Raw genomic sequence first — 25948 nt, 5'->3', positions numbered from 1 at the left:
AGGGACACTCACCGTCCATGCGCATCGGTACTCGGTCCTCACCCACGCCGGCCAGAACATCTGGGAGAACGGCATGGGGCAGAACGTGCTGTTCCTGGCGCGGCTGCTGCGGCAGATCCCCTTCGTCGAATCGGTCACGCTGATCGACGCGGGCGACCAGTCGGCGATGCCGCCGCAGGTCGACCTCGCGGCGCGGGGGCTCGCGATCGGCCGGGCGCGCGAGCTCACCGATGCGCTCGACGTGGTGTTCGAGATGGCGGGCGCGCTCGAGGTCTCGTGGCTGTCGTACTTCCGCGCGCGCGGCGGGCGCGTGGTGTTCCATTGCGTGGGCCAGCCCTTCGTGTCGCTGGCCGAGCCGATCGTGTTCTCCGACAAGGGCCACTTCAGCCGGCCCGACCGCTGCGACGAGGTCTGGCTGCTGCCCAAGGACGAAAAGCTTCGCGCCGATGATGCGCGTGTACAACCGCTGCCCGGTGCACGTGGTGCCCTACCTCCGGTCCCCGAGTTCCTCGCGCAGCGCGTGGCCGAGGTCGAGGCCGCGGGCTTCCGCTTCGGCTACGCGCCGCGCACGGCCGAGCAGCCTGGCTTGCGGGTCGCGATCTTCGAACCCAACATCTCGGTGGTGAAGGCCGGCACCCTGCCGATGCTGATCTGCGACGGCGCCTACCGCGCCGACCCGAAGGCGGTGAACTGGATGCATGCGCTCAACACGCTGCACATGAAGGACCACCCGACCATGCTCTACCTCGCGAACTCGCTCGACATCGTGCGCGAGCACAAGGCGATCTTCCATGGCCGGAACGACTTCGCGGGCTTGATGGTGCAGCATGCCGACGCGGTGGTCTCGCACCAGTGGCAGAACGACCAGAACTACAGCTACCTCGACGCGCTCTACGGCAACTACCCGCTGGTGCACAACTCGCCCTGGCTGCGCGACGCGGGCTACTACTACCCGGGCTTCGAGGTCGGCGCGGGCGTCGAGCAGCTGCTGAACGCGGCGCGCCATCACGATGGGCAACTCGACGATTACAGGGCGCGCTCGCAACGCGTGTTCGACGCGCTCGATCCGCTGGCGCGCGCCAATGTCGAGGGCTATGCGCAGCGGCTGCTGCAGCTCGTGGGCGGCGATGCGAACTTCCGCGCTGGAGGTGCCGCGCGATGAACGCCATGCCCGACAAGCTGCGCGTCGGCGTCTCGATCTTCATCCGCAAGGGCGAGCAGAGCCTGTGGGAGAACGGCGTCTACCAGAACTGCCTGTTCCTCGTGATGCTGCTGTTGCGCTCGCCGCGCGTGGCCAGCACGGTGCTCGTGGCCGGCGGCGGCGACGGCGCGCCGGCCGATGCGGCCGGCTTCCTGGCCGATTCGCCGGTGCCGATCATCGACATGGCGACCGCCGCGCAGGAACTCGACGTGATGATCGAGATGAGCGCCCAGCTCGGGCGCGACTGGGCCGTGGCTTTCCGCGAATGCGGCGGCAAGATCGTGTCGATGCGCGTCGGCAACGACTACGTGATCGACATCGAGCGCATGATCTTCGACAAGCCGCACGGCCTGCTGCTGACGCTCGCGCCCTACAACGAGGTCTGGACGCTGCCCGAGTACGAGGCCACCTGCAAACCCTATTTCGAGGCCGCGTTCCGCACGCCGGTGCGCCTGATGCCGCACCTGTGGAGCCCGATGGTGCTCGAGCGCGCCCTGGCGCGCAGCGGCGGCGGCAAGCCCTTCGCCTACGAGCCCGGACGCCGGCACTGGCGCGTGGCGATCTTCGAGCCCAACATCTGCATGGTGAAGACCAGCTTCATCCCGATGCTGGGCTGCGAGGCGGCGCACCGCGCGCAGCCCGACCTGATCGAGCGCCTGTGGGTCTACAACAGCTTCCACCTGCGCGAGAAGCCGCAGTTCGTCGGCTTCGCCCAGAGCCTGGACCTGGTGCAGCACGGGCTGGCCTCGTTCGAGGGGCGCTTCCCGGTCTACCAGGTGGTGCCGCCCAACGTCGACTGCGTGTTCGCGCACCACTGGGAGAACGGCCAGAACTACCTCTACTACGAGGCGCTGTACGGCGGCTATCCGCTGGTGCACAACTCGCACCTGATCGGCGACTGCGGCTACCGCTACCAGGGCTTCGACTGCGAGGAGGGCGGCCGCGCGCTGCGGCGCGCCTTCGCCGAGCACGACGCCGACCTGCCCGGCTACCGCGAGCGCGCGCGGGCGCTGCTCGAGCGGCTCGATCCCGAGGGCGAGGAGACGCGTGCATCTACACCGCCGCGATCGAGGCGCTCTACGCCTGAACGCGGCCGACTTCGGAACGACCCCCATGACCCCGACATCGCTTCTCCTTCGTCTGCTGCCGTGCGCCGCGGCCTGCACCCTGACGGCCACCGCCTTCGCGCAGGGCGTGCTCGTGCCCCAGGCACCGCCCGCGCCGCCGCAGGACGTGCTGACGCGCGCGGCCACCAGCGTGGGCGTGGAGCGCTGCCTGCCGGCGATCACGCGGCTGCTCCTCGCTGACCGTGCAGGGCAGTCGCAGCCACGACGTGCTGTCGACTGGGACCGCAAGCGCCCCGACAGCGGCCCGGTGTTCTCGCTGATCGGCATCGAGTTCCCGAATGCGGGCGTGGCGGGCTCGATCACCGCGATCCCCGACGACAGCGGCGCCTGCACCGTGGCGGCCGAACGCATCTCGGTGGCACCCTTCACCTGCGCGAGCATCGCCCAGCAGGAGCTGCCGAACTACCGCGCGACCAGGCTGCTGCCGGTCTACACGGTCTACACCGACGACAAGGAGCCGACCTCGTCGGTGTCGCTGATCGATTCGCCGCCGGGCTGCCTCGTGATCCGGCGCTATGTCGAATACGGCTGGCGCGAGCCGACTGCCGCGGCAGCGGCCCCGGCGGCCGCGCCCGCACCGGCCGCGCAGCAGGCACCGAAGCGGCGCTGAGCCGCGCGGCGCCGGGCGCGCCGGCAATGCAAGCCCGTCTCCGACACGCGCGGTCGTCCTCGGCCGGCCGTCCCGGGCCCCTGCGGCCGCACCATGGCTGAGCGCCGCGCGCCTGCCTCGCGGCGAAGGAGACACGCATGCCGCTGGCCTCGTTGATCGGCCGCTGGGCCATGAAGCCTTTTCTCGAAGGCGCTGCCGCCGCTGGGCGACACCGAACGCGCCGCGCTCGAGGCGGGCACCGTCGGTTTCGAAGGCCAGTTGTCTCGCCGGCCGCCCCGATTTCGACGCGCTTGCGGCCTTCGGGCCCAACCGCCTGACCGAGCGCGAACAGGACTTCATCGACCGGCGAGGTGCGCACGCTGTGCGCGATGCTCGACGACCATGCGATCGACGAAGCGAAGGACCTGCCGCCCGAGGTGTGGCGCCACCTGCGCGAAAAGCGCTTCTTCGGGATGATCATTCCCGAGGAGTTCGGCGGCCTCGGCTTCGGCCACCACGCCCATGCGACGGTGGTGGCGCGCATCGCCACCGTCAACGTCGCTACCGCGGTCACGGTGATGGTGCCCAACTCGCTCGGCCCGGCCGAGCTGCTGCTGCGCTACGGCACCGACGATCAAAAGCACCACTACCTGCCGCGCCTGGCCGATGGCCGCGAGCTGCCGTGCTTCGGCCTGACCTCGCCCTACGCGGGCTCCGATGCCGCCTCGATCCCCGACCGCGGCGTGCTGGTGGAACGCGAATTCGAGGGCCGGCCAACGCGCGGCTTCCTGGTCGACTTCGACAAGCGCTACATCACGCTGGCGCCCGTGGCCACCGTGGTCGGCCTCGCTTTCCACGCGGTCGACGAGAGCCGGCCCGAGGGCCAGCGCGATCTCGGCATCACCTGCGCGCTGATCCCGGTGCCGCACGCGGGCATGGAGATCGGCCGGCGCCATCGTCCGATGGACAGCGCCTTCATGAACGGCCGATCCACGGCCGCCAGGTCTTCGTGCCGATGGACTGGGTGATCGGCGGCGAGCCGCAGGTCGGCCAGGGCTGGCGCATGCTGATGGAGTGCCTGGCCGCGGGCCGCGCCATCTCGCTGCCCGCGCTCGGCTCGGCGATGCAGCAGACCGCGCTGTTCGTGAGCAACGGCTATGGCCGCATCCGCGAGCAGTTCGGCCTGCCGGTGGGCAAGTTCCACGCGGTGGCGGGGCTGGTGGCGCGATACGTCGGCCAGCTCTACGCGAGCGATGCCGCGCGCCGCTTCACCGCCTGCGCGCTCGACGCCGGCGAGCGGCCCAGCGTGGCGAGCGCGATCCTCAAGGTGCAGCTGACCGAGGCCGGCCGGCGCGCGGTCAACCACGGCATGGACATCCTCGGCGGCAAGGGCATCATCTCCGGCCCCTCGAACCTGCTGGGCGTGGCCTACAGGCAGGCGCCGATCGCGATCACGGTGGAAGGCGCCAACATCCTCACACGCGCGCTGATCGTGTTCGGCCAGGGCGCGGTGCGCTGCCATCCGCACGTGCTCGACGAGATGGCGGCGGTGCAGGCGAACGACGAGACCGCGCTCGGCAAGGCGCTGATGACGCATGGCGGGCACGTGGCGCGCAACCTCTGGCACAGCCTGTTCGGCGCGCCGGTGCTGGGCCGCCCGCCCGAGGCGCTGGCACCCGAGGCCCGGCTGATCGCGCGCATGAGCGCCAAGTACGCGCTCACCGCCGACCTCGCCATGGGCATGCTCGGCGGCAAGCTCAAGCGCATGGAACTGCTGTCGGCGCGGCTCGGCGACGTGCTGGCCCACCTGTACCTGGCGAGCGCCTGCGTCTGGCGCTATGGCGTGGAGGCGGCGCCCCAGATGCTGCCCTTCGCGCAGGCCGCGATCCGCGTGCAGCTCGACCAGGCGGCGGCGATCCTGCACGACCTCTATGCCGACCTGCCCACGCCGGGCCGGCGCTTCATCGGTGCGCTGGTGCTGCGGCGCACCGCGCACCTGGCGCCGCTGCGCGACGTGCAGCTGCTGGCGCTGGCCGAGACGCTGCGCACCCGGCCGACGTGGTCGAGCGGCTGGTGCCCGATCTCAGCGAACCCGCGGCCGGCGGCCTGCGCGACCTGATGAGCGCGCTGGAACTCGGCGACCGGCTCGGCGACGAAACCGCGGCGCTCAACAAGGTGCTGCGGCGCACGAACTCGCTCGAGGCCGCGGCCCGCACGGCGGCCGATCCGGCGCTCGCGCTGGCCTATCTGCGCGCGGCCGACAAGGTGATCCAGGTCGACGACGTGCCGGGGCCGAAGGCGCGCGACGAAGACGAGGCGGGGGAGGGCGCGCTCAGCCCGCGGCGCCAGCCAGCGCCTTCGCCTGCGCAACCAGCGCCGGCAGGGCCGCCGCCGTCTGCGCATCGGCCGGAAAGAACGACTCCACCGCGAGTTCCTGCAACGTGATGTCGACCGGCGTGCCGAAGATGGTGGTGGTGCTGATGAAGCTCAGCACGCCGTTCGGCGTCACGAGCTGGAACGGCACCACCACGCCGACAGCTCGCCGCCCGCGGGCGGGGTGTCGTGGCCCACGTGGGGCACGGGGTAGGCCGCGAGTTCGTCGTGCAGCTCGACCAGCACGCGGTCGCCGGTGGCCGCGATCTGCTGCTGCAGCCGTTCGAGCAGGTGGGTGCGCCACTGCGCGAGGTTGGCGATGCGCGAGGCCAGCCCGTCGGCCGCAGGCTCAGGCGCAGTACGTTGACCGGCGGCTTCAGCAGCTCGGCCGAGGCGCCTTCCATCAACAGCGGCACCAGCGCGTTGTAGGCCACGAGGTTCCAGTGGCGGTCCACCGCCAGCGCGGGAAAGGGCTCATGGCCCTTGAGCACCAGATCGACCGCGCGGCGCGCCGAGGCCATGGCCGGGTCGTCGAGCGAGCGCTGGCGGTACATCGGCGCGAAGCCCGCGGCCACCAGCAGCGCGTTGCGCTCGCGCAGCGGCACGTCCAGCCGCTCGGCCAGCCGCAGCACCATCTCGCGGCTGGGCGCGGCGCGGCCGGTTTCCACGTAGCTCAGGTGCCGGGTCGAGACCTCGGCCTCCTGCGCCAGGTCGAGCTGGCTCAGGCGGCGGTGCGTGCGCCAGTGCCGCAGGTGCACGCCGAAGGGGTCGCGCGCGCCCGGCTGGCCGGGCTTCGTGGGGTGGGGGCGGGGGGTGTTCATGGGCCGCATTCTGGCGCGCGGGCCGCGCATCGCCATGACCTGGCAGGTCATGGACGCTGTGCGCCGGTCCCGGAATCATCGACCCCAACGCAGCGAGATCCTCTTGCGGCGTACCACCCGAACCGAAGGAGAAACCTCATGACCGCACGTTCCACGCTCTTCGCCTCGCCGCGTTTCCTGCCCCGCGTGATGTGGGCCGACGCCGCCTCCTGCGCCGGCACCGGCGCGCTGCAGGTCGCTGTCACCGACACCCTGGCCCGCCTCACCGGCCTGCCGGCCGCGCTGCTGATGGGCACCGGCGTGTTCCTGCTGGCCTATGCCGCCGCGGCCGCCTTCATGGCCAGCCGTGCGACGCCGCCGCGCACGCTGATCGGCGTGGTCATGCTCGGCAACCTGGGCTGGGCCGTGGGCTGCGCCGCGCTGCTTGGCCGGCGGCCTGTTCCCGGTGACTGCGCTGGGCGTGGCCTGGGTGCTGGCGCAGGCGGTGTGCGTGCTGGTGCTGGCCGAGCTGCAATGGAGCGGGCTGCGCGCGAGCCGGCCGGCGGCGCGGATGGCGCTGGCCTGAACGCCCTTCGCCCTCAGGCCGTCGAGGCGCCCGCGAGGGCGCCTTTTTCATGGCCGTGCGGGAGGTCTTTTCGTCAATGGCCGCCATGGCCTTCCGCCCCCGCCGATGCGATGCCTGACTACAGCAATTGACATTCATCCCTGCTAACCTTTGAGGCGCTTCACGAACACATTCCCAAGGAGTTCCACACATGGCCAAAGCACCGGCTCACGCCTTTGCGTCCACCCTCAAGACCTTCAAGACCGCATCGGGCAAGTCCGGCAAGTACTGGTCCCTCAAGGAACTGGCCAAGCAGCATCCGAGCGTCGATCGGCTGCCGGTGTCGATCCGCATCGTGCTCGAGTCGGTGCTGCGCAACTGCGACGGCCAGAAGGTGTCGGCCAAGCACGTCGAGGAACTGGCCCACTGGGCACCGAACGCCGAGCGCACCGACGAGATCCCCTTCGTCGTGACCCGCGTGGTGCTGCAGGACTTCACCGGCGTGCCGCTGCTGGCCGACCTGGCCGCCATGCGCAGCGTGGCCGCCAAGCTCGGCAAGTCGCCGAAGACCATCGAGCCGCTGGTGCCGGTCGACCTGGTGGTCGACCACTCGGTGATGGTCGACTATTACGGCACACCCAAGGCGCTCGACCTCAACATGAAGCTCGAGTTCCAGCGCAACAACGAGCGCTACCAGTTCATGAAGTGGGGCATGCAGGCCTTCGACACCTTCCGCGTCGTGCCGCCGGGCTTCGGCATCGTGCACCAGGTCAACCTCGAGTACTTCGCGCGCGGCGTCTATTCGAACCCGAACGACAAGGGCGAGGTCCCGGTCTACTACCCCGACTCGCTGGTCGGCACCGACAGCCACACCACCATGATCAACGGCGTGGGCGTGGTCGGCTGGGGCGTGGGCGGCATCGAGGCCGAGGCCGCGATGCTGGGCCAGCCGGTCTACATGCTCACGCCCGACGTGGTGGGCTTCGAGCTCACCGGCAAGCTGCGCGAGGGCGTGACCGCCACCGACCTGGTGCTGTTCGTCACCGCGATCCTGCGCGCCGAGAAGGTGGTGGGCAAGTTCGTCGAGTTCTTCGGCCCGGGCGCCGCCTCGATCGCCGTGCCCGACCGCGCCACCATCGGCAACATGGCGCCCGAGTACGGCGCCACCATGGGCTTCTTCCCGGTCGACGAGATGACCGTCGCCTACTTCGAGGGCACGGGCCGCACCAAGGAGGAGGTCGAGCGCTTCGAGGCCTACTACAAGGCGCAGGGCCTGTTCGGCATGCCCAACCCCGGCGACATCGACTACACCAAGGTCGTGCGCCTCGACCTCGGCACCGTCTCGCCGAGCCTGGCCGGCCCGAAGCGGCCGCAGGACCGCATCGACCTGGGCCACCTGTCGACCAAGTTCTCCGAGCTCTACAGCAAGCCCAACGACGCCAACGGCTTCAACCAGCCGGCCGACAAGCTCAAGCTGCGCTACCCGCTCGCGCCGGCCGGTGCCGGCAACGACGAGGAGACCGCCGCGCCCGCGCCGGGCGCACCGCGCGACCTGGTCGAGATGGTGGCCAACCGCACGACCAAGGCGGCCGCGCACGTGAGCGCCACCGCGCCGGCGGCGCCGTCCAAGTCCAAGGGCGAGGTGACCATCGGCAACGGCGACGTGCTGATCGCCGCCATCACCTCGTGCACCAACACCTCGAACCCGAGCGTGATGCTGGCCGCGGGCCTGTTGGCCAAGAAGGCGGTGGAAGCCGGCCTCTCGGTCAAGCCGCACGTCAAGACCTCGCTGGCGCCCGGCTCGCGCATCGTGACCGAGTACCTCGAGAAGGCCGGCCTGCTGCCCTACCTCGAGAAGCTGGGCTTCTACCTCGCGGGCTACGGCTGCACCACCTGCATCGGCAACGCGGGCGACCTCACGCCCGAGATCAACGAGATCATCACGAAGAACGACCTGATCGGCGCGGCCGTGCTGTCGGGCAACCGCAACTTCGAGGCGCGCATCCATCCGAACCTCAAGGCCAACTTCCTGGCCTCGCCGCCGCTGGTGGTGGCCTTCGCGATCGCGGGCAACGTGATGGTCGACCTGATGACCCAGCCGGTGGGCAAGGGCAAGGGCGGCAAGGACGTCTATCTCGGCGACATCTGGCCCACGCCGAAGGAGATCGACCAGAACCTGCGCTTCGCGATGAACGCCAAGTCGTTCCGCGCCAACTACGACAAGGTCAAGACCGATCCGGGCAAGTTCTGGAGCAGCATCAAGGGCACCACGGGCCAGGTCTACGACTGGCCCACCTCGACCTACATCGCCGAGCCGCCGTTCTTCGAGGGCTTCAAGATGAAGCCGCACGCCTCGGACGCGGGCTTCAAGGGCGCGCGCATCATGGCGCTGTTCGGCGACTCGATCACCACCGACCACATCTCGCCGGCCGGCTCGATCAAGGAAAGCTCGCCCGCGGGCATCTGGCTCAAGGCGCATGGCGTGCCCAAGGCCGACTTCAACAGCTACGGCTCGCGCCGCGGCAACCACGACGTGATGATGCGCGGCACCTTCGCCAACGTGCGCATCAAGAACCTGATGATTCCGCCGGACGCCAACGGCACGCAGGAGGAGGGCGGCGTCACGCTGTTCCAGCCCGGCAACGAGAAGATGTTCATCTACGACGCGGCCATGAAGTACATCGCCCAGGGCACGCCCACGGTGGTGTTCGGCGGCGAGGAGTACGGCACCGGCTCGTCGCGCGACTGGGCCGCCAAGGGCACGCAGCTGCTGGGCATCAAGGCCGTGGTGGCGCGCAGCTTCGAGCGCATCCACCGCGCCAACCTGGTCGGCATGGGCGTGCTGCCGCTGCAGTTCCGCGGCGCCGATTCCTGGCAGACGCTGGGCCTCACGGGCGACGAGCAGATCGACGTGGTGATCGGCGGCGAGCTCAAGCCGCAGATGGACGTGAAGCTGGTCGTGCACCGCCCCGACGGCACGCACCAGGAGGTGACGGTGCGCCTGCGCATCGACACGCCGATCGAGGTCGACTACTACAAGCACGGCGGCATCCTGCCGTTCGTGCTGCGGCAGCTGCTGGCGGCCTGATCCGGTGACGCGCGTCGGACTGATCTCCGACACCCACGGCCTGCTGCGCCCGCAGGCCGTGGCGGCCCTGCAGGGCTGCGACTTCATCGTGCACGGCGGCGACATCGGCAGTCCCGCCATCCTCGACGCGCTGCGCGCGATCGCGCCGCTGACCGTGGTGCGCGGCAACAACGACCGCGAGGCCTGGGCCGAGGGCATTGCCGAGACCGAGCGCGTGGCCTTCGGCGGCGTGCATCTCTATGCCATTCACGATCTCGCGCAACTCGCCATCGACCCGGCCGTGGCCGGCGTGCGCGTGGTGGTCTCGGGCCATTCGCACAAGCCCAGGATCGAGGAACGCGGCGGCGTGCTCTACGTGAACCCGGGCAGCGCGGGGCCGCGGCGCTTCAGCCTGCCGATCGCCGTTGCCGAACTTCGGATCGAGGGCGGCGCGGTCGACGCGCGCATCGTCGAACTGGCGGTCTGAGCCCGCCTGTCACAGGGCTTTCATTACCATTTGGTAAGAAAAGCCCATCAGATGAGAATGGTTCTTGTTTGATGGGTTATCCTCGTCCGCTCCTCCGTGGAGCCGACAGGCAGCGCCGCTGATCGCGACGGTTCCGGAGGGCTCCTCTCGCCCTGATTTCCGAAGCCGATGCTCATCCCCTTTCTCATCATGCTGCGCGAAGGCATCGAAGCCGCGCTGATCGTCGGCATCGTCGCCAGTTACCTCAAGCAGAGCGGACGCGGCGCGCTGATGCCCGCGGTGTGGGTCGGCGTGCTGCTGGCCACCGCGCTGTCGCTGTTTGCGGGCGCCGGGCTGCAATTGCTCGCGGCCGAATTCCCGCAGAAGCAGCAGGAGCTGTTCGAGGGCGTGGTCGGGCTGATCGCGGTGGTGATGCTGACCTCGATGGTGTTCTGGATGCGCAAGGCCGCGCGCTCGATCAAGGGCGAGCTGCAGGCCTCGATCGACCAGGCGCTCGCCAAGGGCTCGGACGGCCAGGGCTGGGCGCTGATCGGCATGGTGTTCCTCGCGGTCGCGCGCGAAGGCCTGGAGTCGGTGTTCTTCCTGCTCGCGATCTTCCAGCAGAGCAGCGGCTGGGAGGCGCCCGTGGGCGCGCTCGCAGGCATCGCGGTGTCGGTGGTGGTCGGCTACGGCCTCTATTCGGGCGGCGTGCGGCTCGACCTGCGGCGCTTCTTCCGCTTCACCGGCCTGTTCATCCTGCTGGTGGCCGCGGGCCTGCTGGCCGGCGTGCTGCGCAAGCTGCACGAGGGCGGCATCTGGAACCACCTGCAGACGGTGGTCTTCGACATGAGCGAGACCCTGCCGATGGACAGCCCGCTGGGCGCCGTGCTGTCGGGCCTGCTCGGCTACCAGGCCGCGCCCGTGGTGGGCGAGGTCGTCGTCTACCTGGCCTTCCTGGCCGTCGCCCTGTTCTTCTTCCTGCGTCCGGCCGTGCCGGCGCCGCGCGCGGCTGCGGCCGGCTGAAACCCCTCGATGTCCTCTTCCTCTCCCGAACCCAAGGCACCTTCCTCCCACCTGATGCGCGTGGCGGTCGCCGTGTCGGCCCTGCTGGCGCTCGCCGGCCTCGCGGCCTTCTGGTATGCCTCCAACCATGCGCGCCAGGCGCCGCCGAAGGCCGCCGACAACGCGGTCACCGTCACGATCCGCGGCAATGTCTGCGAGCCCAACGAGATCACGGTGCCGGCCGGGCGCACCACCTTCACCATCGTCAACCAGTCGAACCGCGCGCTCGAGTGGGAGATCCTCGACGGCGTGATGGTGGTGGAGGAGCGCGAGAACATCGCGCCAGGCTTCTCGCAGACCATGACGGTGAAACTGCAGCCCGGCGATTTCGCGATCACCTGCGGCCTGCTGAGCAACCCGCGCGGCAAGCTGCGCGTGACGCCCTCGGCTGCCTCCGAGGCCGAGGCGGCGCGGCCCTCGCTCGTCAACTACGTGGGCGCGCTGGCCGAGTACCAGACCTTCCTGCGCCTGGAGGCCGGCACGCTCGAGGACGCGGTGCGCGCACTGGCCGACGCGGTCCAGGCCGGCGACCTGCAGCAGGCGAGGGCGCTCTATGCGCCCGCGCACCAGGCCTACAAGCGCATCGAGCCGATGGCCGAGCTGTTCGCCGACCTCGACACGCGCATCAACGCGCGCGCCGACTACTTCGAGAAGCGCGAGGCCGATGCCGGCTTCACGGGCTTCCACCGCATCGAGTACGCGCTGTACGGCCAGAACGACCTGAAGCCCCTGGCCCCCGTGGTGGCGCAACTGATCGCCGACATCGGCGTGCTCAAGGAGCGGCTGCGCGGCCTGAACATGCCACCCGAGCGGCTCGCGAGCTCGGCCTCGAAGCTGCTGCGCCGCGTGGCCGACAACCTGCCCGCGGGCGGCGAGGACCACTACGGCCATGCCGAACTCGCGAACCTGCAGGGCAGCTACGAAGGCACGAAGAAGATCGCCGACCTGCTGCAGCCGCTGCTGGTGAAGGCCGCGCCCGCGCTGCAGAAGAGCCTGGACGAACGCTTCGCCGCCTTCGACGCCGCGCTCGCGCCCTACCGGGAAGGCGAGGGCTTCAAGCCCGCGCCGCTCGACGAGGCGCAGCGCAAGGCCCTGGCCGAACCCGTGCGCGCGCTGGCCGAGGAACTGGCCAAGGTGAATGCCGCGCTCGGCCTGGAATGAGGCTGCCGCCGACCGATCTCCCATGACCACGAAGAACGAATCCCTCCCCACCGACGGGCCACCCGCCTCCCGCACCGCCGCCGCATGCTCGGCGCGGCCGGGGCCGCCTTCGCCGGACTGGCCGCGGCCGCGCATGCCGCCGCGCCCTCGGGCCCGCCCAACGGCCCGATGCCGGCGCCCAGGTCACCGACGCACCGCAGAGCACCCATACACAGGACCGCGTGCCCTTCCGCGGCCGGCATCAGGCCGGCATCGTCACGCCGCGGCCGACGGCCGGCATGATCGCCTCCTTCTTCGTGCTGGCCGAGAACCGCGCCGACCTCGAGCGCCCTGTTCCGCACGCTGACCGAGCGCATCGCCTTCCTCACGCAGGGCGGCCCGCAGACCGATCCCGATCCCAAGCTGCCGCCCGCGGGCTCGGGCATCCTCGGGCCGGTGGTGCAGCCCGACGGGCTCACCGTCACCGTCTCGGTCGGCACCTCGCTGTTCGACGAGCGCTTCGGCCTCGCGTCGAAGAAGCCCAGGCGGCTGAACCAGATGCAGCGCCATCCGAACGACGCGCTCGATGCCGCGCTGTGCCATGGCGACCTGTCGATCCAGTTCTGCGCCAACACGCCCGACACCAACATCCACGCGCTGCGCGACATCATCAAGAACACGCCCGACCTGCTGGTGCTGCACTGGAAGCAGGAGGGCACGGTGCCGCCGATCCCGGCCGTGCCCGGCAAGCCGGCCGAGAGCGCGCGCAATTTCCTGGGTTTTCGCGATGGCTCGGCCAATCCCGATTCGGCCGACGACACGCTGATGGACCGCATCGTCTGGGTGCCATCTGGCGGCGACGAGCCGGCCTGGGCCGTGGGCGGCAGCTACCAGGCGGTGCGCATCATCCGCAACTTCGTCGAGCGCTGGGACCGCACGCCGCTGCAGGAGCAGGAAGCGATCATGGGCCGACTCAAGCCCACGGGCGCGCCGATGGACGGCGGCGGGACCGAGCACGACGTGCCCGACTACGCGAAGGACCCCGAGGGCAAGACGACGCCGCTCGACGCGCACATCCGGCTGGCCAATCCGCGCACCAGGGCTTCGGACAAGAACCTCATGCTGCGGCGGCCGTTCAACTATTCGAACGGCGTCACCAAGTCGGGCCAGCTCGAGATGGGCCTCTTGTTCATCTGCTACCAGGCCAACCTCGAGGACGGTTTCATCGCGGTGCAGACGCGCCTCGACGGCGAGCCGCTCGAGGAATACATCAAGCCCATCGGCGGCGGCTTCTTCTTCACGCTGCCGGGCGTGCGCGACGAGGCCGACTGGCTCGGGCGCGGCCTGCTGGCGGCCTGAGCGCGCCGCGCATCACCCAGTTCTTTCACCACCGTCATAACCCAAGGAGATCCATGACCGTGCAGTTTCGCCGTCGCTTCCTCGCCACCTTCCTCGCGGGCATCGCCGGCCTCTACGCCGCCGGCGCGCAGGCCGCCGTGTCGCCGCTCGAGCTGGTCGGCCCGATCTCCGACTACAAGATCTACGTCGCCGAGAACGTGCGCAAGCTGGCCGCGGACACCCGTGCCTTCACCGCCGCGGTGAAGGCCGGCGACATCGAGAAGGCGAAGAAGCTGTACGCGCCGACGCGCACGAGCTACGAGCGCATCGAGCCGGTGGCCGAGCTGTTCAACGACCTCGACAAGTCGATCGACTCGCGCGCCGACGACCACGAGAAGGCCGAGAAGGACCCGGCCTTCGGCGGCTTCCACCGCATCGAGTACGGCCTGTGGGTGCAGAAGAGCACCAAGGAACTGAACCCCGTGGCCGACAAGCTGCTGGCCGACGTGCTCGAGCTGCAGAAGCGCCTGGGCGCGCTGACCTTCCCGCCCGAGAAGGTGGTGGGCGGCGCCGCCGTGCTGATGGAGGAGGTCGCGGCGACCAAGATCTCGGGCGAGGAGAACCGCTACAGCCACACCGACCTGTGGGACTTCCAGTCCAACTTCGAGGGCGCCTTCAAGATCGTCGAGCTGCTGCGCCCGCTGGTGGCGAAGGAGAACAAGGCCTTCTCGGACAAGACCGACGCCAACTTCAAGGTGGTGTTCGACACGCTCGCGAAGTACCGCACGCCCGACGGCGGCTTCGAGACCTATTCGAAGCTCAGCGAGCGCGACCGCAAGCTGCTGGCCGGGCGGGTCAACACGCTGGCCGAGGACCTGTCGAAGCTGCGCGGCATGCTCGGCCTGAACTGATCCCGGGCTGCGCCGGGGCGGGCGAAACGGCCCGGCGGCCGGCGCGGTCGGCGCGTTTGTGGGGTCTTGGTCAGGTTTTCGCGATTGAGAATTGATAGCATCCTGGTTTTGCTAACTGGCGCTCCCGGGGTTCCGAGCGCACTCCCACCGTGCAAACCAACAACATCGCCGCCCAGGCGGCCACTGCGGCGGCCGCCGCGGGCCTGCGTCTCGACCAGCTTCCCGATCACCAGTGGGCCACCGTGCTCGACGTCGCCCGCCCCGAGGGCGCGGAGGATCGCGAGCTGGTGCTGCGCCTGACCGAGATCGGCTTCGTGCCGGGAGAGTCGGTGCGCATCGTCGCCAGCGGCATGCCGGGCCGCGAGCCGATCGCGGTGCGGCTGGGCCACACCACCTTCGCGCTGCGCCGCCACGAGGCCGCGCTGATCCACGTGGCGCCGGGCGCCGAGGTGGCCGGAGGTGCGCGCCATGGTTGAAGCCGTGATCCAGGGCCCGGGCGGTTTCGCCGCCACCGGCCAGCCCAACCGCATCGCGCTGCTGGGCAATCCCAACTGCGGCAAGACCGCGCTGTTCAACCTGCTGACCGGCAGCCGCCAGAAGGTCGCCAACTACGCGGGCGTGACCGTCGAGCGCAAGGAAGGCAGCTTGCGCACGCCCGCGGGCCGGCGCGTGTTCGTGCTCGACCTGCCCGGTGCCTACAGCCTCAACGCGCTGTCGGCCGACGAGGCCGTCACGCGCGACGTCGTCACCGGCCAGAGCCAGGAAGCGCTGCCCGACCTGCTGGTCTGCGTGACCGACGCCACCAACCTGCGCCTGAATCTGCGCCTGGTGCTCGACGCCAAGAAGCTCGGCCTGCCGATGGTGGTCGCGCTCAACATGACCGACATGGCGCGCAAGCAGGGCATCGCGGTCGACACGGCGGTGCTGTCGCGCGAACTCGGCCTGCCGGTGATCGAGACCGTCGGCGTGCAGTCCGGCGGCGCCAAGGAATTGCTGGCCGTGCTCGACACCCCCGTGGCCGCGGCCACGCCGCAGCCCTGGCATGCGCCCGGCCTCGACGACGTGCTCGCCACCCAGCGCGAGGTGCGCCGCATCCTCGGCCTGGCGGTGAAGGAGCCCGCGAGCAGCCTAGTCACCAGCGACCGCATCGACCGCATCGTGATGCATCCGGTCTGGGGCATGCTGGTGCTGGCGGTCACCATGTTCCTGATGTTCCAGGCCGTGTTCAGCTGGGCCAACGTGCCGATGGACGCCATCAAGGCCGCCACCGAGGGCCTGGGCGAGCTGCTCAAGGCCCACATGCCCGAGGGCATGCTGCAGAGCCTGCTGGTCGACGGCGTGATCGCGGGCGTGGGCGGCGTGATCGTCTTCCTGCCGCAGATCCTGATCCTGTTCCTGTTCATCCTGGCGCTCGAGGATTCCGGCTACCTGCCGCGCGCGGCCTTCCTGCTCGACCGCGTGATGGGCACCGTGGGACTGTCGGGCCGCTCGTTCATCCCGCTGCTGTCGAGCTTCGCCTGCGCCATCCCGGGCGTGATGGCCACGCGCACCATCAGCAACTGGCGCGACCGCATCACCACCATCATGATCGCGCCGTTGATGACCTGCTCGGCGCGGCTGCCGGTCTATGCGCTGCTGATCGCGGCCTTCATCCCGGCGCGCACCGTGGCCGGCGTGTTCAACCTGCAGGGCGTGGTGCTGTTCGCGCTCTACGTCTTCGGCATCGTCTCGGCGATGCTGGTGGCCTGGGTCATGAAGCGCTTCCGCGACAACACGCAGCGCTCCTCGCTGATGATGGAACTGCCGGCCTACCGCTGGCCCAATCCGCGCAACCTGCTGCTGGGCCTGTACGAGCGCGCATGGATCTTCATCCAGCGCGTGGGCACGATCATTCTCACGCTGACCATCCTGCTGTGGTTCCTCTCGACCTTCCCGTCGCCGCCCGAGGGCGCGACCGGACCGGCGATCCAGTACAGCCTGGCCGGCATGATCGGTCGCGGCCTCGAGCACATCTTCGCGCCCATCGGCTTCAACTGGCAGATCTCGATCGCGCTGGTGCCGGGCATGGCCGCGCGCGAGGTCGCGGTGGGCGCGCTGGGCACGGTCTACGCGCTCTCGGCCACCGGCGACGACGTGGCCGGCGCGCTCGAGCCGCTGATCGCCGGCAGCTGGTCGCTGGCGACCGCGCTGTCGCTCTTGGTCTGGTACGTGTTCGCGCCGCAATGCATCTCGACCCTGGCCACGGTCAAGCGCGAGACCGGCCAGTGGAAGTACGTGTGGATCATGGCGGGCTACCTGTTCGCGCTGGCCTACATCGCCTGCTTCATCACCTACCACGTTGCGGTGGCTCTCGGAGCGGGTTAAAACCGTCCCTGAAAGGCTGGTTTCCATGGCACAAGAACTCATCGTCGGATTGATCGTCGCGAGTGCCGCGTTCTACGCGGTGTGGCGCTGGATGCCCGCGGGCTGGCGGCGCAGCGCCGCGCGCAAGGTCGCCACCGGCACGCAGCGCGCCGGCCTCGTCGATGCCGAGCGCGCCGCGCAACTGGCGGCCTCGCTCGCCAAGACCTCGGGCTGCGGCTCGTGCGACAGCTGCAACAGCTGCGGTCCCAAATCCCCCCAGGCCCCGGCTTCCTCCTCCGCCTCTTCGTCTTCCGCGCGCTGAGGCCGATGCCCGCGCACATCCTCGTCGCCGGCGGCGGCATCGGGGGACTGGCCACCGCATTGGCGCTGGCCGGCGGTGGTCATCGCGCCGACGTGTTCGAGCAGGCCGCCGCCTTCGGCGACATCGGCGCCGGCGTGCAGCTCGGCCCCAACGTCACGCGGCGGCTCGCAGGACTCGGCCTCGAAAGCTCGCTCGCCCAGGTCGCCGCGCAGCCCGAAGCGCTGGTGGTGCGCAGCGCCGGCAGCGGTGTCGAGATCGGCCGGCTCGCGCTCGGCGCCGCCATGCGCCAGCGCTACGGCGCACCCTACCTCTGCATCCACCGCGCCGACCTGCATGGGCTGCTGCTCGAGGCCGTGCGCGCGCGCGGCACCGGCGCGCTCGTGACCGGCGCGCAGATCGAGCGCGTGGAGCTCAGCGACGAGCTCGTGTGCGTGTCGAGCAGCGACGCGCGCGCCTGGGAGGGCGAGGCGGTGGTCGGTGCCGACGGCCTCTGGAGCGTGGTGCGGAGGCGGCTCGACACGGCCTCGGCCGACAAGCCGCCGCGCATCACCGGCCACACCGCCTGGCGCGCGCTCGCGCGGCAGGACGCGCTGCCGCCCGCGCTGCGTCGCGGCGGGGTCGACGTGTGGCTCGGGCCGCAACTGCATGCGGTGGCCTATCCGGTGCGTGCCGGCGAATGGCTCAACGTGGTGGTCATCGCCGAATCGGCACCGGCCGGCAATGCGCACGACTGGGACCAGGCCAGCAGCCTCGCGGCGCTGCAGGCGGCCACGGGCCGCACGGGCGCCTCGCTGCAGGCGTTGCTCGAGGCCATGCCCGGCTGGCGCGCCTGGACCCTCAGCGATCGCCCGCCAATGGTCTCGGCCGCCGAGATGGCGCATGAGCGCCTGGCGCTGGTGGCGATGCCGCGCATCCGATGGTGCCGTACCTCGCGCAGGGCGCGGGCATGGCGATCGAGGACGCGATGGCGCTGTCGGAAGCGCTCGGCGATGCCGGCGCGGCCGCCGTGCCCGCCGCCTTCGCGCGCTACGCGGCCGCGCGCTGGCAGCGCAATGCGCGGGTGCAGGCGAAGGCGCGGCGCAACGGGCAGATCTTCCATGCCAGCCGGCCCGGTGCGGCTGGGCCGCGACCTCGCGATGCGCACGCTCGGCGAGCGCTTGCTCGACCAGCCCTGGCTGTACGGCGGCTAGCGCTGCGAAGGGTCTCTAGAGCCTGAACGACTGCAGGTGTTCGATGCGCTCGGCCAGCCCCTCGGGCCCGAGGTAGTGCCCCATCGAGCCGCTGCGCACCTGGATCAGCGTGCCCTCGAGCTCGGCCAGCAGCGCATCGCGGTCGACGATGAAGGCGGCCGGCACGTCGATGCCATTGCGCGCGCAGGCCTCGGCGATCAGCCGCGCGCTCGCGGGCGCGCCGCAGGCCACGCAGGCGACCACGGCCGTCATGTTGGGCTCCGCGCCATTGGCCAGCAGCGCGGTCGTGAGTTCGGGCGCGATCTGCCCGTCGATGTTCGCGAGCACCTCGGCCGAGACCGGCGCGCCCGCGCGCACCAGCGCGGCCGCGGCCGCGTAGGCGCTGCGGCTCACCGCCATGTCGGTGGCCAGTGCGCTGCCCTGCAGCGGCCCTTCGAAGCGCACGCCCGCGGCCGCGAGCTCGACCACCAGCGCCGCGTCGTCGACCGCGATCGCATGGCGCAGCGCCGTGCGCGCCACCGCGGGCTGGCGGCGCAGGCTGCCCTCGGCCAGCGGCGTGCGCCAGTCGACCACCGCGCGGCAGTAGAAGGTGACCAGCTTGTCCATCAGGTCGATGTCCAGCCCGTGCGCCTGGTGGCGGTCGTCGACATAGGCCAGCAGCGCGTGGCCCGAGTAGCAGTCGCCCGTGGGCGCGAGCGGATCCTCGTCGAGGTGCAGCGCGGCGAAGGCGCCGAACAGGTCGTTCGCGACCACGCTGAGGCCGTCTTCGTGCAGCGCATGGGTCCAGGCCGGCGGCAGGCCCTGCTTCCAGGCCACGACCTGCCCGTGCTCGGCGCCGGGCTCGACCACCGTGTAGATGCGGTCGCAGTATTCGAAACCGCCGAAGGGCAGGTGCGCGAGCTTGCCGCGCCAGCGCAGGCCGTGGGTCTGCGCGCCTTCCTCGGCGAGTTCCTGCTCGTGCTCGATCCAGCCCTGCAGGTCGCGGTAGCCGTCGCTGCCGTCCCAGAACAGCTCCGACCAGCTGATGTTCTCGATGTTGCCGTTCATCTCGAGCGCGAGGTCGTAGTCGAGGCGTCCGCCCGCCGTGAGCCGCCACAGCGCGAGCAGCGGTTCGGGCAGCGGGCCCGCGCACATCGCCTGGATCGCCGAGATGCGGTGCGCCGGCATCGGCGGCTGCGCATCGAAGATCACCCGATCCGCGAACAGCGCCACGCCGTGTTCGCGCAGGGTGTCGAGTTCATCGGCCGAAAACTGGATGTCGTTCATGGCGGCGCCTCCGTGGTTCCCAAAATGTAGCGCGCTGGGCGGGAGGGGCAAGGGGTGGCACCCGGGGGTGCCGCCGACGCCGCTACAGGTCGGTGCGCAGTTTCCAGATCTCGGGGAACAGCACCACGTCGAGCATCTTGCGCAGGTAGCTCACGCCGCCCGTGCCGCCGGTGCCGCGCTTGAAGCCGATCACGCGTTCGACGGTGGTGACGTGGCGGAAGCGCCAGAGGCGGAAGGCATCCTCGATGTCGGTGAGCTTCTCGCCGAGCTGGTAGAGGTCCCAGTGCCGATGCGGCTCGCGGTAGACCTGCAGCCAGGCGGCCTCGACGCCGTCGCTGGCCTCGTAGGGCTGGGTCCAGTCGCGCTCGAGGCGGTCGGCGGGCACGTCCAGGCCGTGGCGCGCGAGCAGGCGCAGCGACTCGTCGTAGAGCGAGGGCGAGCGCCAGGCGGCGTCGACCTGGGCCAGCAGGTCGGGTCGGTGCGCATGCGGCTTGAGCATGGCGGGGTTCTTGTTGCCGAGCGCGAACTCGATGCAGCGGTACTGCGCGCTCTGGAAGCCGCTGGAGTTCGCGAGGTAGGGGCGCATCGCGGTGTACTCGGGCGGCGTCATGGTCGACAGCACGGTCCAGGCACCGACCAGCTGTTCCATGATGCGGCTCACGCGCGCCAGCATCTTGAAGGCATCGGGCAACTGCTCGTTCGCGATGCAGGCGGTGGCGGCGCGCAGCTCGTGCAGCATCAGCTTCATCCAGAGTTCGCTGGTCTGGTGCTGCACGATGAACAGCATCTCGTCGTGCGCGGGCGAGAGCGGATGCTGGGCGTTGAGGATCTCGTCGAGATGCAGGTAGTCGCCGTAGCTCATCGACGCGCTGAAATCCAGCTGCGCCTTCTCCTCGTGGACGATCTCTTCGGGGCGCTTTTCGGTGCTCATGTCACTGCGTTCTTGCGGTTGAATTCGGGGCGTCGCCACTCGCCGGTCTCGAGCACCTGCACGAGCTGTTCGACGGAATTCCAGACGTCCTCGAAGCCCAGGTACAGCGGCGTGAAGCCGAAGCGCAGGATGTCGGGCATCTGCGTGTCGCCGGCGCGGAAGTCGCCGATCACGTTGCGCGCGATCAGCGCCTGCACGATCGCATAGGCGCCTTCGTCGCGGCTCAGGCACACCTGCGAGCCGCGGCGCGCATGCTCGCGCGGCGTGACCAGCGACAGGCCGTGGCCCGCGCAGCGCTCCTCGACCAGCGCGATGAACAGGTCGGTGAGCGCGAGCGACTTGGCGCGCAGTGCGCCCATGCCGCCGCGCTCGCCGTCGAAGGGCTCGGCCGCGAGCACGGTGTCGAGGCCGCATTCGAGCGCCGACAGCGAGACGATCGGCTGCGTGCCGCAGAGGTAGCGCGCCACGCCGGGCGCGGGCCGGTAGTGCGGCGTGAACTCGAACGGCGCGGCATGGCCCCACCAGCCCGACAGCGGCTGCTCGAAGCGGCCGGCATGGCGCGCGTGCACCCAGGCGAAGGCCGGCGCGCCGGGGCCGCCGTTGAGGTACTTGTAGCCGCAGCCGATGGCGTAGTCGGCCTCGGCCTCGTTGAGCGCCACCGGCACCGCGCCCGCGCTGTGGGCCAGGTCCCAGACCGCGAGCGCGCCGGCCTCGTGCGCGGCGGCGGTGATGGCCTTCATGTCGTGCATGGCGCCAGTGCGGTAGTTGACGTGCGTGAGCATCAGCACCGCGACCTCGTCGGTCAGCGCGCCGGGCAGCTCGTCGGCCTCGATCAGCTGGAGCGTGAAGCCGCGCTCGCGGCACAGCGACTCGGCGATGTAGAGGTCGGTCGGGAAGTTGCTGCGCTCGCTCACCACGAGCTTGCGGCCGCTGTCCTTCTGCTGCGAGAGCGCGGCGAACAGCACCTTGTAGAGGTTGACCGAGGTGCTGTCGGTGCACACCACCTCGCGGGGCGCGGCGCCGACCAGGCGCGCCACCTTGTCGCCCAGGCGCTGCGGCAGGTCGAACCAGCTCGCGGTGTTCCACGAGCGGATCAGGCCTTCGCCCCATTCCTTGGCCACCACTTCGGCGATGCGCGCGGGCGCGGCCTTGGGCAACACGCCGAGCGAGTTGCCGTCGAGGTAGATCACGCCTTCGGGCAGGGTGAACTGGTCGCGCAGGGCGCGCAGCGGGTCTTGCGCGTCGAGCGCGCGGCAGTCTTCGAGGGTGGTCGTCATGGGTCTTGGCGGATCAGAGTTCGCGCAGCACGGCGCGAACGGGGGAGGCATCGGCGCTCACCAGCTTGAGCGGCAGCGCGATGAGTTCGTAGTCGCCCTCGGGCACTTCGTCGAGCACGAGGTTCTCGAGCACGCGCAGGCCGCGGCGGCGGATCGCCTGGTGGCTGTCGAGCGTCTTGCTGTCGGCCGGGTCGATGCTCGCGGTGTCGATGCCGATGAGCTTCACGCCCATGGCCGCGAGGCGCTCGACCGTGGAGGGCGCATAGGCGGCGAGCTGGCCGTCCCAGCGATCGACCGGCATGGCGGCATAGGTGCGCACCAGCACGCGCGGCGGCAGCTGGCTCGTGACCGCGTGGGCGATGTGCGCCCACTCGATCAGCGGGCCGCGGCCGATGGCGTGGATCACGCGGCAAGGGCCGATGAAGGCGTCGAGCGAGACGTCGCCGATGGTCGCGCCCTCGGGGTCGTAGTGCAGCGGCGCATCGGCGTGCGAGCCCACGTGCGGCGACATCGTGATCGCGCTCACGTTGACCGGGCAGCCGGGCCCGATGGTGGCGCACCACTGTTGCGTATAGGGCGTGTCGCCCGGGAACACCGGGCTGCCCGCGTGCACGGGGGCGGAGATGTCCCAGAGTCGGCGTGGTGCGGTCATGGTGGCTGAATCGGTGTCACGAAGCGGTGTCACGAAGGGTGGGGTCCGGGTGGCAACAATGCCGGTGGGCCGAGGCAGCCAGTGTGGGCCGGATGCCGGCTTGCCACAAGCCGTTGCGCGGTGCCGGATGCTATTCGCAAGAGCGGCCATAAGTCGAGAAGTTATCCATGGGTTCGAATGAAATTGGATAATCCATTCTCAAACGACCGAATCTGGAAAAAATCATGCAAGCCGACCTCGATCGCACCGACCTCCAGCTGCTGCGCGCGCTGCAGGACAACGCCCGCCTGACCTCGGGCGAGCTCGCGCAGATGGCGCACCTGTCGCAGTCGCCGTGCTGGCGGCGCGTGAAGAAGCTCGAGGACGATGGCGTGATCGGCGGCTACCACGCGGGCCTGAACCGGCGTGCGCTGGGCTTCGGCGTGATGGCCTTCGTGATGGTGGGCATCGACCACCAGACCGAGATCTCCTCGCGCGCCTTCGAGGACGCGGTCTGCGCCATCCCCGAGGTGGTGATGTTCCACGGCATCTCGGGGCCCGAGGACTTCATCCTGGTGGTGGTGGCGAAGGACCTCGACGCCTATTCGGAGCTGCTGCAGCGCAAGCTGCACCGCTTGCCGGGCGTGCGCCACGTGCAGACCTATTTCTCGCTGCAGGAATTCAAGGGCCGCGTGGGCGGCCTGCCGGTGCCGGCGGCCTGAGGTTCAGTGCAGGGTGTCGGGCAGCGCGCCGAGCCCGTGGCGCAGCCGCGCGCGCTGGCATGCGTCGCTGCCGGCCTGCAGTTCGTGGCAGGGATTGGGCCGCCACTCGTAGATGCCGCAAGCCACCGACTGGCCGATCTTGCCGGTGAGGGCCGCGCAGCGCGCGGGTGTGTGGTCGGTGCCGCGCATGCGGCACAGCGCGTCGTTGACCTCGACGGCCAGGCCCGAAGGCACCCGGCCGCCGTTGTCGTCGAGCTCGTGCACGCTGAAGTCGACGCGGTAGCTGGCGCAGCAGGCGCCGCATTGCTGGCAGGCGTTCATGGCGGGGCGGTGCTGCGGAAGCGGAAGAAGAGGGCGGAGGGCGCTCAGAGCCTGCCGAGCAGCAGGAACTCCATCAGCGCCTTCTGCGCATGCAGGCGGTTCTCGGCCTCGTCCCAGACCACCGACTGCGGGCCGTCGATGACCTCGGCCTGCACTTCCTCGCCGCGGTGCGCGGGCAGGCAGTGCATGAACAGCGCATCGGGCTGGGCCACGCGCATCATGTCCTCGTCCACGCACCAGTCGGCGAAGGCCTTGCGGCGCGCCTCGTTCTCGGCCTCGTAGCCCATGCTGGTCCAGACGTCGGTGGTCACGAGGTCGGCGCCGCGGCAGGCTTCCATCGGGTCCTTGTAGACCTTGTAGCTGTCGCCCGAGCGGATGCCGGCGATCGACTGGTCGACCTCGTAGCCGCTGGGCGTGCTCACGTGCACGGTGAAGCCGAGGATTTCGGCCGCCTGCAGCCAGGTGTTGGCCATGTTGTTGCCGTCGCCCACCCAGGCCACGGTCTTGCCCTGGATCGAGCCGCGGTGCTCGATGTAGGTGAAGATGTCCGCGAGGATCTGGCAGGGGTGGAACTCGTTGGTCAGGCCATTGATGACCGGCACGCGCGAATGCGCGGCGAAGGCGTCGATCTTGGTCTGCTCGTAGGTGCGGATCATCACCAGGTCGACCATGCGGCTGATGACCTTGGCGCTGTCCTCGATCGGCTCGGCGCGGCCGAGCTGGCTGTCGCCCGTGGTCAGGTGCACCACGCTGCCGCCGAGCTGGTACATGCCGGCCTCGAAGCTCACGCGGGTGCGCGTGCTGGCCTTCTCGAAGATCATGGCCAGCGTGCGATCGGTCAGCGGCTGGTGCTTCTCGTAGGTCTTGAACTTCTTCTTGATGACCGCCATGCGGTCGAACAGGTAGGCGTACTCGTCGCCCGTGAAGTCCGAGAACTGCAGGTAGTGGCGGATGGCTGGCGTCGCGCTGGCACTCGTCATTTGGGGGCGGGCTCCGAGAGGAAGGTCTTCACGATCGGCGCGAGGATGGCGACGATCTCGTCGGCCTCGGCGATGCTCAGGATCAGCGGCGGCACCAGGCGGATCACGCTGTCGGCGGTCACGCTCAGCAGCAGGCCGGCGTCGCAGGCGCGGTTGAGGATCGCGCCGCAGGGACGGTCGAGCTCGATGCCCAGCATCAGGCCCTGGCCGCGCACTTCCTTCACGCCGGGCAGGCCGCCGAGTTCGCGCTCGAGCGCGGCCTTCAGGTGGGCGCCGACGTTGGCGGCGTTCTCGAGCAGCTTCTGCTCTTCCATGATGCGGATGGTCTCGATGCCGGCGCGCATGGCGAGCGGGTTGCCGCCGAAGGTGGTGCCATGGTTGCCGGGGCCGAAGATGTTGGCGGCCTTGGGGCCGGCCACCACGGCGCCGATCGGCACGCCCGAGCCCAGGCCCTTGGCCAGCGGCATGACGTCGGGCTTGATGCCAGCCCACTGGTGCGCGAACCACTTGCCGGTGCGGCCCATGCCGCACTGCACCTCGTCGATCATCATCAGCCAGTCGCGCTCGTCGCACAGCGCGCGCACCTGCTTCAGGTACTCGATGCGCATCGGGTGGATGCCGCCTTCGCCCTGGATGGTCTCGAAGAACACGGCGACCACGTTGGGGTTGCCCTCGGTGGCCTTCTTCAGGGCCTCGATGTCGTTGAGCGGCACGCGGATGAAGCCCTCGACCAGCGGGCCGAAGCCCTTCTGCACCTTGGGATTGCCGGTAGCCGACAGGGTGGCGATGCTGCGGCCGTGGAAGGCGGCTTCGTAGACCACGATCTCGGGGCGCTCGATGCCCTTGTCGTGGCCGAACTTGCGCGCCAGCTTGAGCGCGGCTTCGTTGGCTTCGAGGCCGGTGCAGCAGAAGAAGGCGTTGGTCAGGCCCGAGAGCTCGGTCAGCTTGGTGGCGAGCTTCTCCTGGCCGGGCACGTGGTAGTAGTTGGAGCTGTGGATCAGCTTGCTGACCTGGTCCTGCAGCGCGGGCACCAGCTCGGGATGGTTGTGGCCCAGCGTGTTGACGGCGATGCCGCCGAGGCCGTCGAGGTAGGCGCGGCCGTTCGTGTCCCAGACTCGGCAACCCTGACCGTGCGACAGCGCGATCGGAAGGCGGCCGTAGGTGTTCATGACGTGGGGCGAGGTGGGCTCGACGGTAGCGCTCATTCGGTTCTCCAGTAAGGGAAGGCGGATTCTAGGCGGCGAGTTTGACGCTGGCGTTGAGGATTCCGCATCACAGCAATGCCCTGCGGCGGGTGGAAGGCGGGAGGGCGCGGATAGAATCCTT

The 25948-nt window shown here is 70.0% G+C and carries 21 protein-coding genes and 4 pseudogenes; 17 read left to right on the top strand and 8 right to left on the bottom strand.

From position 1 onward, the window contains the following. Positions 1–73 precede the first annotated feature (73 nt). The 5 genes and pseudogenes from ACHMXE_RS34435 to ACHMXE_RS34415 all read left to right on the top strand — a co-directional run bounded on the left by ACHMXE_RS34435 (position 74) and on the right by ACHMXE_RS34415 (position 5036). Positions 74–1162, top strand: a complete 1089-nt coding sequence (locus tag ACHMXE_RS34435; RefSeq protein ID WP_395348452.1) for a DUF2827 family protein — start codon at positions 74–76, stop codon at positions 1160–1162. Further along, a pseudogene (locus ACHMXE_RS34430) lies at positions 1159–2288 on the top strand (DUF2827 domain-containing protein). Before ACHMXE_RS34435 ends, ACHMXE_RS34430 begins: the two are co-directional and overlap by 4 nt. 26 nt (positions 2289–2314) lie before the next feature. Further along, a complete protein-coding gene (locus tag ACHMXE_RS34425) occupies positions 2315–2938 on the top strand; it encodes a hypothetical protein (protein WP_395348451.1) in 624 nt (207 codons plus the stop codon). A 350-nt stretch (positions 2939–3288) separates the two neighbouring features. Continuing rightward, complete coding sequence (locus ACHMXE_RS34420; protein ID WP_395348450.1) at positions 3289–3945, top strand: acyl-CoA dehydrogenase family protein; 657 nt, start codon at positions 3289–3291, stop codon at positions 3943–3945. Continuing rightward, positions 3933–5036, top strand: coding sequence for an acyl-CoA dehydrogenase domain-containing protein (locus ACHMXE_RS34415; protein WP_395348448.1), 1104 nt, complete (start codon positions 3933–3935; stop codon positions 5034–5036). The genes ACHMXE_RS34420 and ACHMXE_RS34415 overlap by 13 nt, the downstream gene beginning before the upstream one ends. A gap of 213 nt (positions 5037–5249) precedes the next feature. Here the strand turns inward: ACHMXE_RS34415 and ACHMXE_RS34410 are convergent. After that, positions 5250–6111 (bottom strand): annotated as a pseudogene (locus ACHMXE_RS34410) (helix-turn-helix domain-containing protein). A 138-nt stretch (positions 6112–6249) separates the two neighbouring features. On the opposite strand from ACHMXE_RS34410, the pseudogene ACHMXE_RS34405 reads away from it, so the two are divergent. From ACHMXE_RS34405 to ACHMXE_RS34355, 11 genes and pseudogenes are all read left to right on the top strand, one after another. After that, positions 6250–6676, top strand: a pseudogene (locus ACHMXE_RS34405) (hypothetical protein). Positions 6677–6866: 190 nt separating this feature from the next. Continuing rightward, positions 6867–9743, top strand: coding sequence for an aconitate hydratase (locus ACHMXE_RS34400; RefSeq protein WP_209541269.1), 2877 nt, complete (start codon positions 6867–6869; stop codon positions 9741–9743). 4 nt (positions 9744–9747) lie between these two features. Continuing rightward, entirely contained in the window at positions 9748–10209 is a 462-nt protein-coding gene (locus ACHMXE_RS34395) for a metallophosphoesterase family protein (RefSeq protein WP_395348447.1), read from the top strand. Between the two features lie 168 nt (positions 10210–10377). Further along, a complete protein-coding gene (gene efeU / locus ACHMXE_RS34390) occupies positions 10378–11211 on the top strand; it encodes an iron uptake transporter permease EfeU (protein ID WP_395348446.1) in 834 nt (277 codons plus the stop codon). 9 nt (positions 11212–11220) lie between these two features. Further along, positions 11221–12411, top strand: a complete 1191-nt coding sequence (efeO, locus tag ACHMXE_RS34385) for an iron uptake system protein EfeO (RefSeq protein ID WP_395348445.1) — start codon at positions 11221–11223, stop codon at positions 12409–12411. Between the two features lie 330 nt (positions 12412–12741). Beyond that, the gene (locus ACHMXE_RS34380) at positions 12742–13749 is read left to right on the top strand and encodes a Dyp-type peroxidase (RefSeq protein WP_395352921.1); all 1008 of its coding nucleotides are present in this window, start codon (positions 12742–12744) and stop codon (positions 13747–13749) included. Positions 13750–13802: 53 nt separating this feature from the next. Continuing rightward, a complete protein-coding gene (efeO, locus tag ACHMXE_RS34375; protein WP_395348444.1) occupies positions 13803–14639 on the top strand; it encodes an iron uptake system protein EfeO in 837 nt (278 codons plus the stop codon). A gap of 149 nt (positions 14640–14788) precedes the next feature. Further along, positions 14789–15115: a FeoA family protein gene (locus ACHMXE_RS34370; RefSeq protein WP_203204905.1), complete on the top strand. Its 327-nt coding sequence runs from the start codon at positions 14789–14791 to the stop codon at positions 15113–15115. Then, positions 15108–17003 carry a ferrous iron transporter B gene (locus ACHMXE_RS34365; RefSeq protein ID WP_093349278.1) on the top strand — a complete coding sequence of 632 codons (1896 nt, stop codon included), beginning with the start codon at positions 15108–15110 and terminating at the stop codon, positions 17001–17003. The genes ACHMXE_RS34370 and ACHMXE_RS34365 overlap by 8 nt, the downstream gene beginning before the upstream one ends. Positions 17004–17028: 25 nt before the next feature. Then, positions 17029–17304, top strand: coding sequence for a DUF6587 family protein (locus tag ACHMXE_RS34360; RefSeq protein ID WP_395348442.1), 276 nt, complete (start codon positions 17029–17031; stop codon positions 17302–17304). A 5-nt stretch (positions 17305–17309) separates the two neighbouring features. Beyond that, positions 17310–18494: pseudogene (locus ACHMXE_RS34355) on the top strand (FAD-dependent monooxygenase). A 15-nt stretch (positions 18495–18509) separates the two neighbouring features. Here the strand turns inward: ACHMXE_RS34355 and ACHMXE_RS34350 are convergent. The 4 genes from ACHMXE_RS34350 to kynB all read right to left on the bottom strand — a co-directional run bounded on the left by ACHMXE_RS34350 (position 18510) and on the right by kynB (position 22620). Next, the gene (locus tag ACHMXE_RS34350) at positions 18510–19760 is read right to left on the bottom strand and encodes an SMI1/KNR4 family protein (RefSeq protein WP_395348441.1); all 1251 of its coding nucleotides are present in this window, start codon (positions 19758–19760) and stop codon (positions 18510–18512) included. Positions 19761–19842: 82 nt separating this feature from the next. Then, positions 19843–20691: a tryptophan 2,3-dioxygenase gene (kynA, locus tag ACHMXE_RS34345; RefSeq protein ID WP_203204909.1), complete on the bottom strand. Its 849-nt coding sequence runs from the start codon at positions 20689–20691 to the stop codon at positions 19843–19845. Next, a complete protein-coding gene (gene kynU / locus ACHMXE_RS34340) occupies positions 20688–21968 on the bottom strand; it encodes a kynureninase (RefSeq protein WP_395348440.1) in 1281 nt (426 codons plus the stop codon). Before kynU ends, kynA begins: the two co-directional genes overlap by 4 nt. A gap of 13 nt (positions 21969–21981) precedes the next feature. Continuing rightward, positions 21982–22620, bottom strand: coding sequence for an arylformamidase (gene kynB, locus ACHMXE_RS34335; RefSeq protein WP_209541258.1), 639 nt, complete (start codon positions 22618–22620; stop codon positions 21982–21984). A 224-nt stretch (positions 22621–22844) separates the two neighbouring features. Here kynB and ACHMXE_RS34330 point away from each other — a divergent pair, with 224 nt between their 5' ends. After that, the gene (locus ACHMXE_RS34330; protein WP_093348845.1) at positions 22845–23321 is read left to right on the top strand and encodes an Lrp/AsnC family transcriptional regulator; all 477 of its coding nucleotides are present in this window, start codon (positions 22845–22847) and stop codon (positions 23319–23321) included. A gap of 3 nt (positions 23322–23324) precedes the next feature. Here the strand turns inward: ACHMXE_RS34330 and ACHMXE_RS34325 are convergent, their stop codons facing one another. Genes ACHMXE_RS34325 through ACHMXE_RS34315 form a run of 3 tightly spaced genes read right to left on the bottom strand, consistent with a single transcriptional unit; the run spans position 23325 to position 25827 of the window. Beyond that, complete coding sequence (locus tag ACHMXE_RS34325) at positions 23325–23642, bottom strand: YkgJ family cysteine cluster protein (RefSeq protein ID WP_203204912.1); 318 nt, start codon at positions 23640–23642, stop codon at positions 23325–23327. A 44-nt stretch (positions 23643–23686) separates the two neighbouring features. Beyond that, a complete protein-coding gene (argF, locus tag ACHMXE_RS34320) occupies positions 23687–24622 on the bottom strand; it encodes an ornithine carbamoyltransferase (RefSeq protein WP_395348439.1) in 936 nt (311 codons plus the stop codon). After that, a complete protein-coding gene (locus ACHMXE_RS34315) occupies positions 24619–25827 on the bottom strand; it encodes an aspartate aminotransferase family protein (RefSeq protein ID WP_395348438.1) in 1209 nt (402 codons plus the stop codon). The genes argF and ACHMXE_RS34315 overlap by 4 nt, the downstream gene beginning before the upstream one ends. Positions 25828–25948: the final 121 nt, after the last annotated feature.

The organism is Variovorax sp. UC122_21 (genome assembly GCF_044056785.1).
Lineage (GTDB): Bacteria > Pseudomonadota > Gammaproteobacteria > Burkholderiales > Burkholderiaceae_C > Variovorax.
The sequence above is the reverse complement of the archived record's forward strand: the minus strand, read 5'-3'. Positions and strand labels throughout refer to the sequence as shown.

Excerpts from the sequence above, each read along its gene's own strand:
- ACHMXE_RS34435 (WP_395348452.1), top strand. The coding sequence starts at position 74 with ATGGGGCAGAACGTGCTGTTCCTGGCGCGGCTGCTGCGGCAGATCCCC.
- ACHMXE_RS34425 (WP_395348451.1), top strand. The coding sequence starts at position 2,315 with ATGACCCCGACATCGCTTCTCCTTCGTCTGCTGCCGTGCGCCGCGGCC.
- ACHMXE_RS34415 (WP_395348448.1), top strand. The coding sequence starts at position 3,933 with ATGGACTGGGTGATCGGCGGCGAGCCGCAGGTCGGCCAGGGCTGGCGC.
- ACHMXE_RS34400 (WP_209541269.1), top strand. The coding sequence starts at position 6,867 with ATGGCCAAAGCACCGGCTCACGCCTTTGCGTCCACCCTCAAGACCTTC.
- efeU (WP_395348446.1), top strand. The coding sequence starts at position 10,378 with ATGCTCATCCCCTTTCTCATCATGCTGCGCGAAGGCATCGAAGCCGCG.
- efeO (WP_395348445.1), top strand. The coding sequence starts at position 11,221 with ATGTCCTCTTCCTCTCCCGAACCCAAGGCACCTTCCTCCCACCTGATG.
- efeO (WP_395348444.1), top strand. The coding sequence starts at position 13,803 with ATGACCGTGCAGTTTCGCCGTCGCTTCCTCGCCACCTTCCTCGCGGGC.
- ACHMXE_RS34365 (WP_093349278.1), top strand. The coding sequence starts at position 15,108 with ATGGTTGAAGCCGTGATCCAGGGCCCGGGCGGTTTCGCCGCCACCGGC.
- ACHMXE_RS34360 (WP_395348442.1), top strand. The coding sequence starts at position 17,029 with ATGGCACAAGAACTCATCGTCGGATTGATCGTCGCGAGTGCCGCGTTC.
- ACHMXE_RS34350 (WP_395348441.1), bottom strand. The coding sequence starts at position 19,760 with ATGAACGACATCCAGTTTTCGGCCGATGAACTCGACACCCTGCGCGAA.
- kynA (WP_203204909.1), bottom strand. The coding sequence starts at position 20,691 with ATGAGCACCGAAAAGCGCCCCGAAGAGATCGTCCACGAGGAGAAGGCG.
- kynU (WP_395348440.1), bottom strand. The coding sequence starts at position 21,968 with ATGACGACCACCCTCGAAGACTGCCGCGCGCTCGACGCGCAAGACCCG.
- kynB (WP_209541258.1), bottom strand. The coding sequence starts at position 22,620 with ATGACCGCACCACGCCGACTCTGGGACATCTCCGCCCCCGTGCACGCG.
- ACHMXE_RS34330 (WP_093348845.1), top strand. The coding sequence starts at position 22,845 with ATGCAAGCCGACCTCGATCGCACCGACCTCCAGCTGCTGCGCGCGCTG.
- ACHMXE_RS34325 (WP_203204912.1), bottom strand. The coding sequence starts at position 23,642 with ATGAACGCCTGCCAGCAATGCGGCGCCTGCTGCGCCAGCTACCGCGTC.
- argF (WP_395348439.1), bottom strand. The coding sequence starts at position 24,622 with ATGACGAGTGCCAGCGCGACGCCAGCCATCCGCCACTACCTGCAGTTC.
- ACHMXE_RS34315 (WP_395348438.1), bottom strand. The coding sequence starts at position 25,827 with ATGAGCGCTACCGTCGAGCCCACCTCGCCCCACGTCATGAACACCTAC.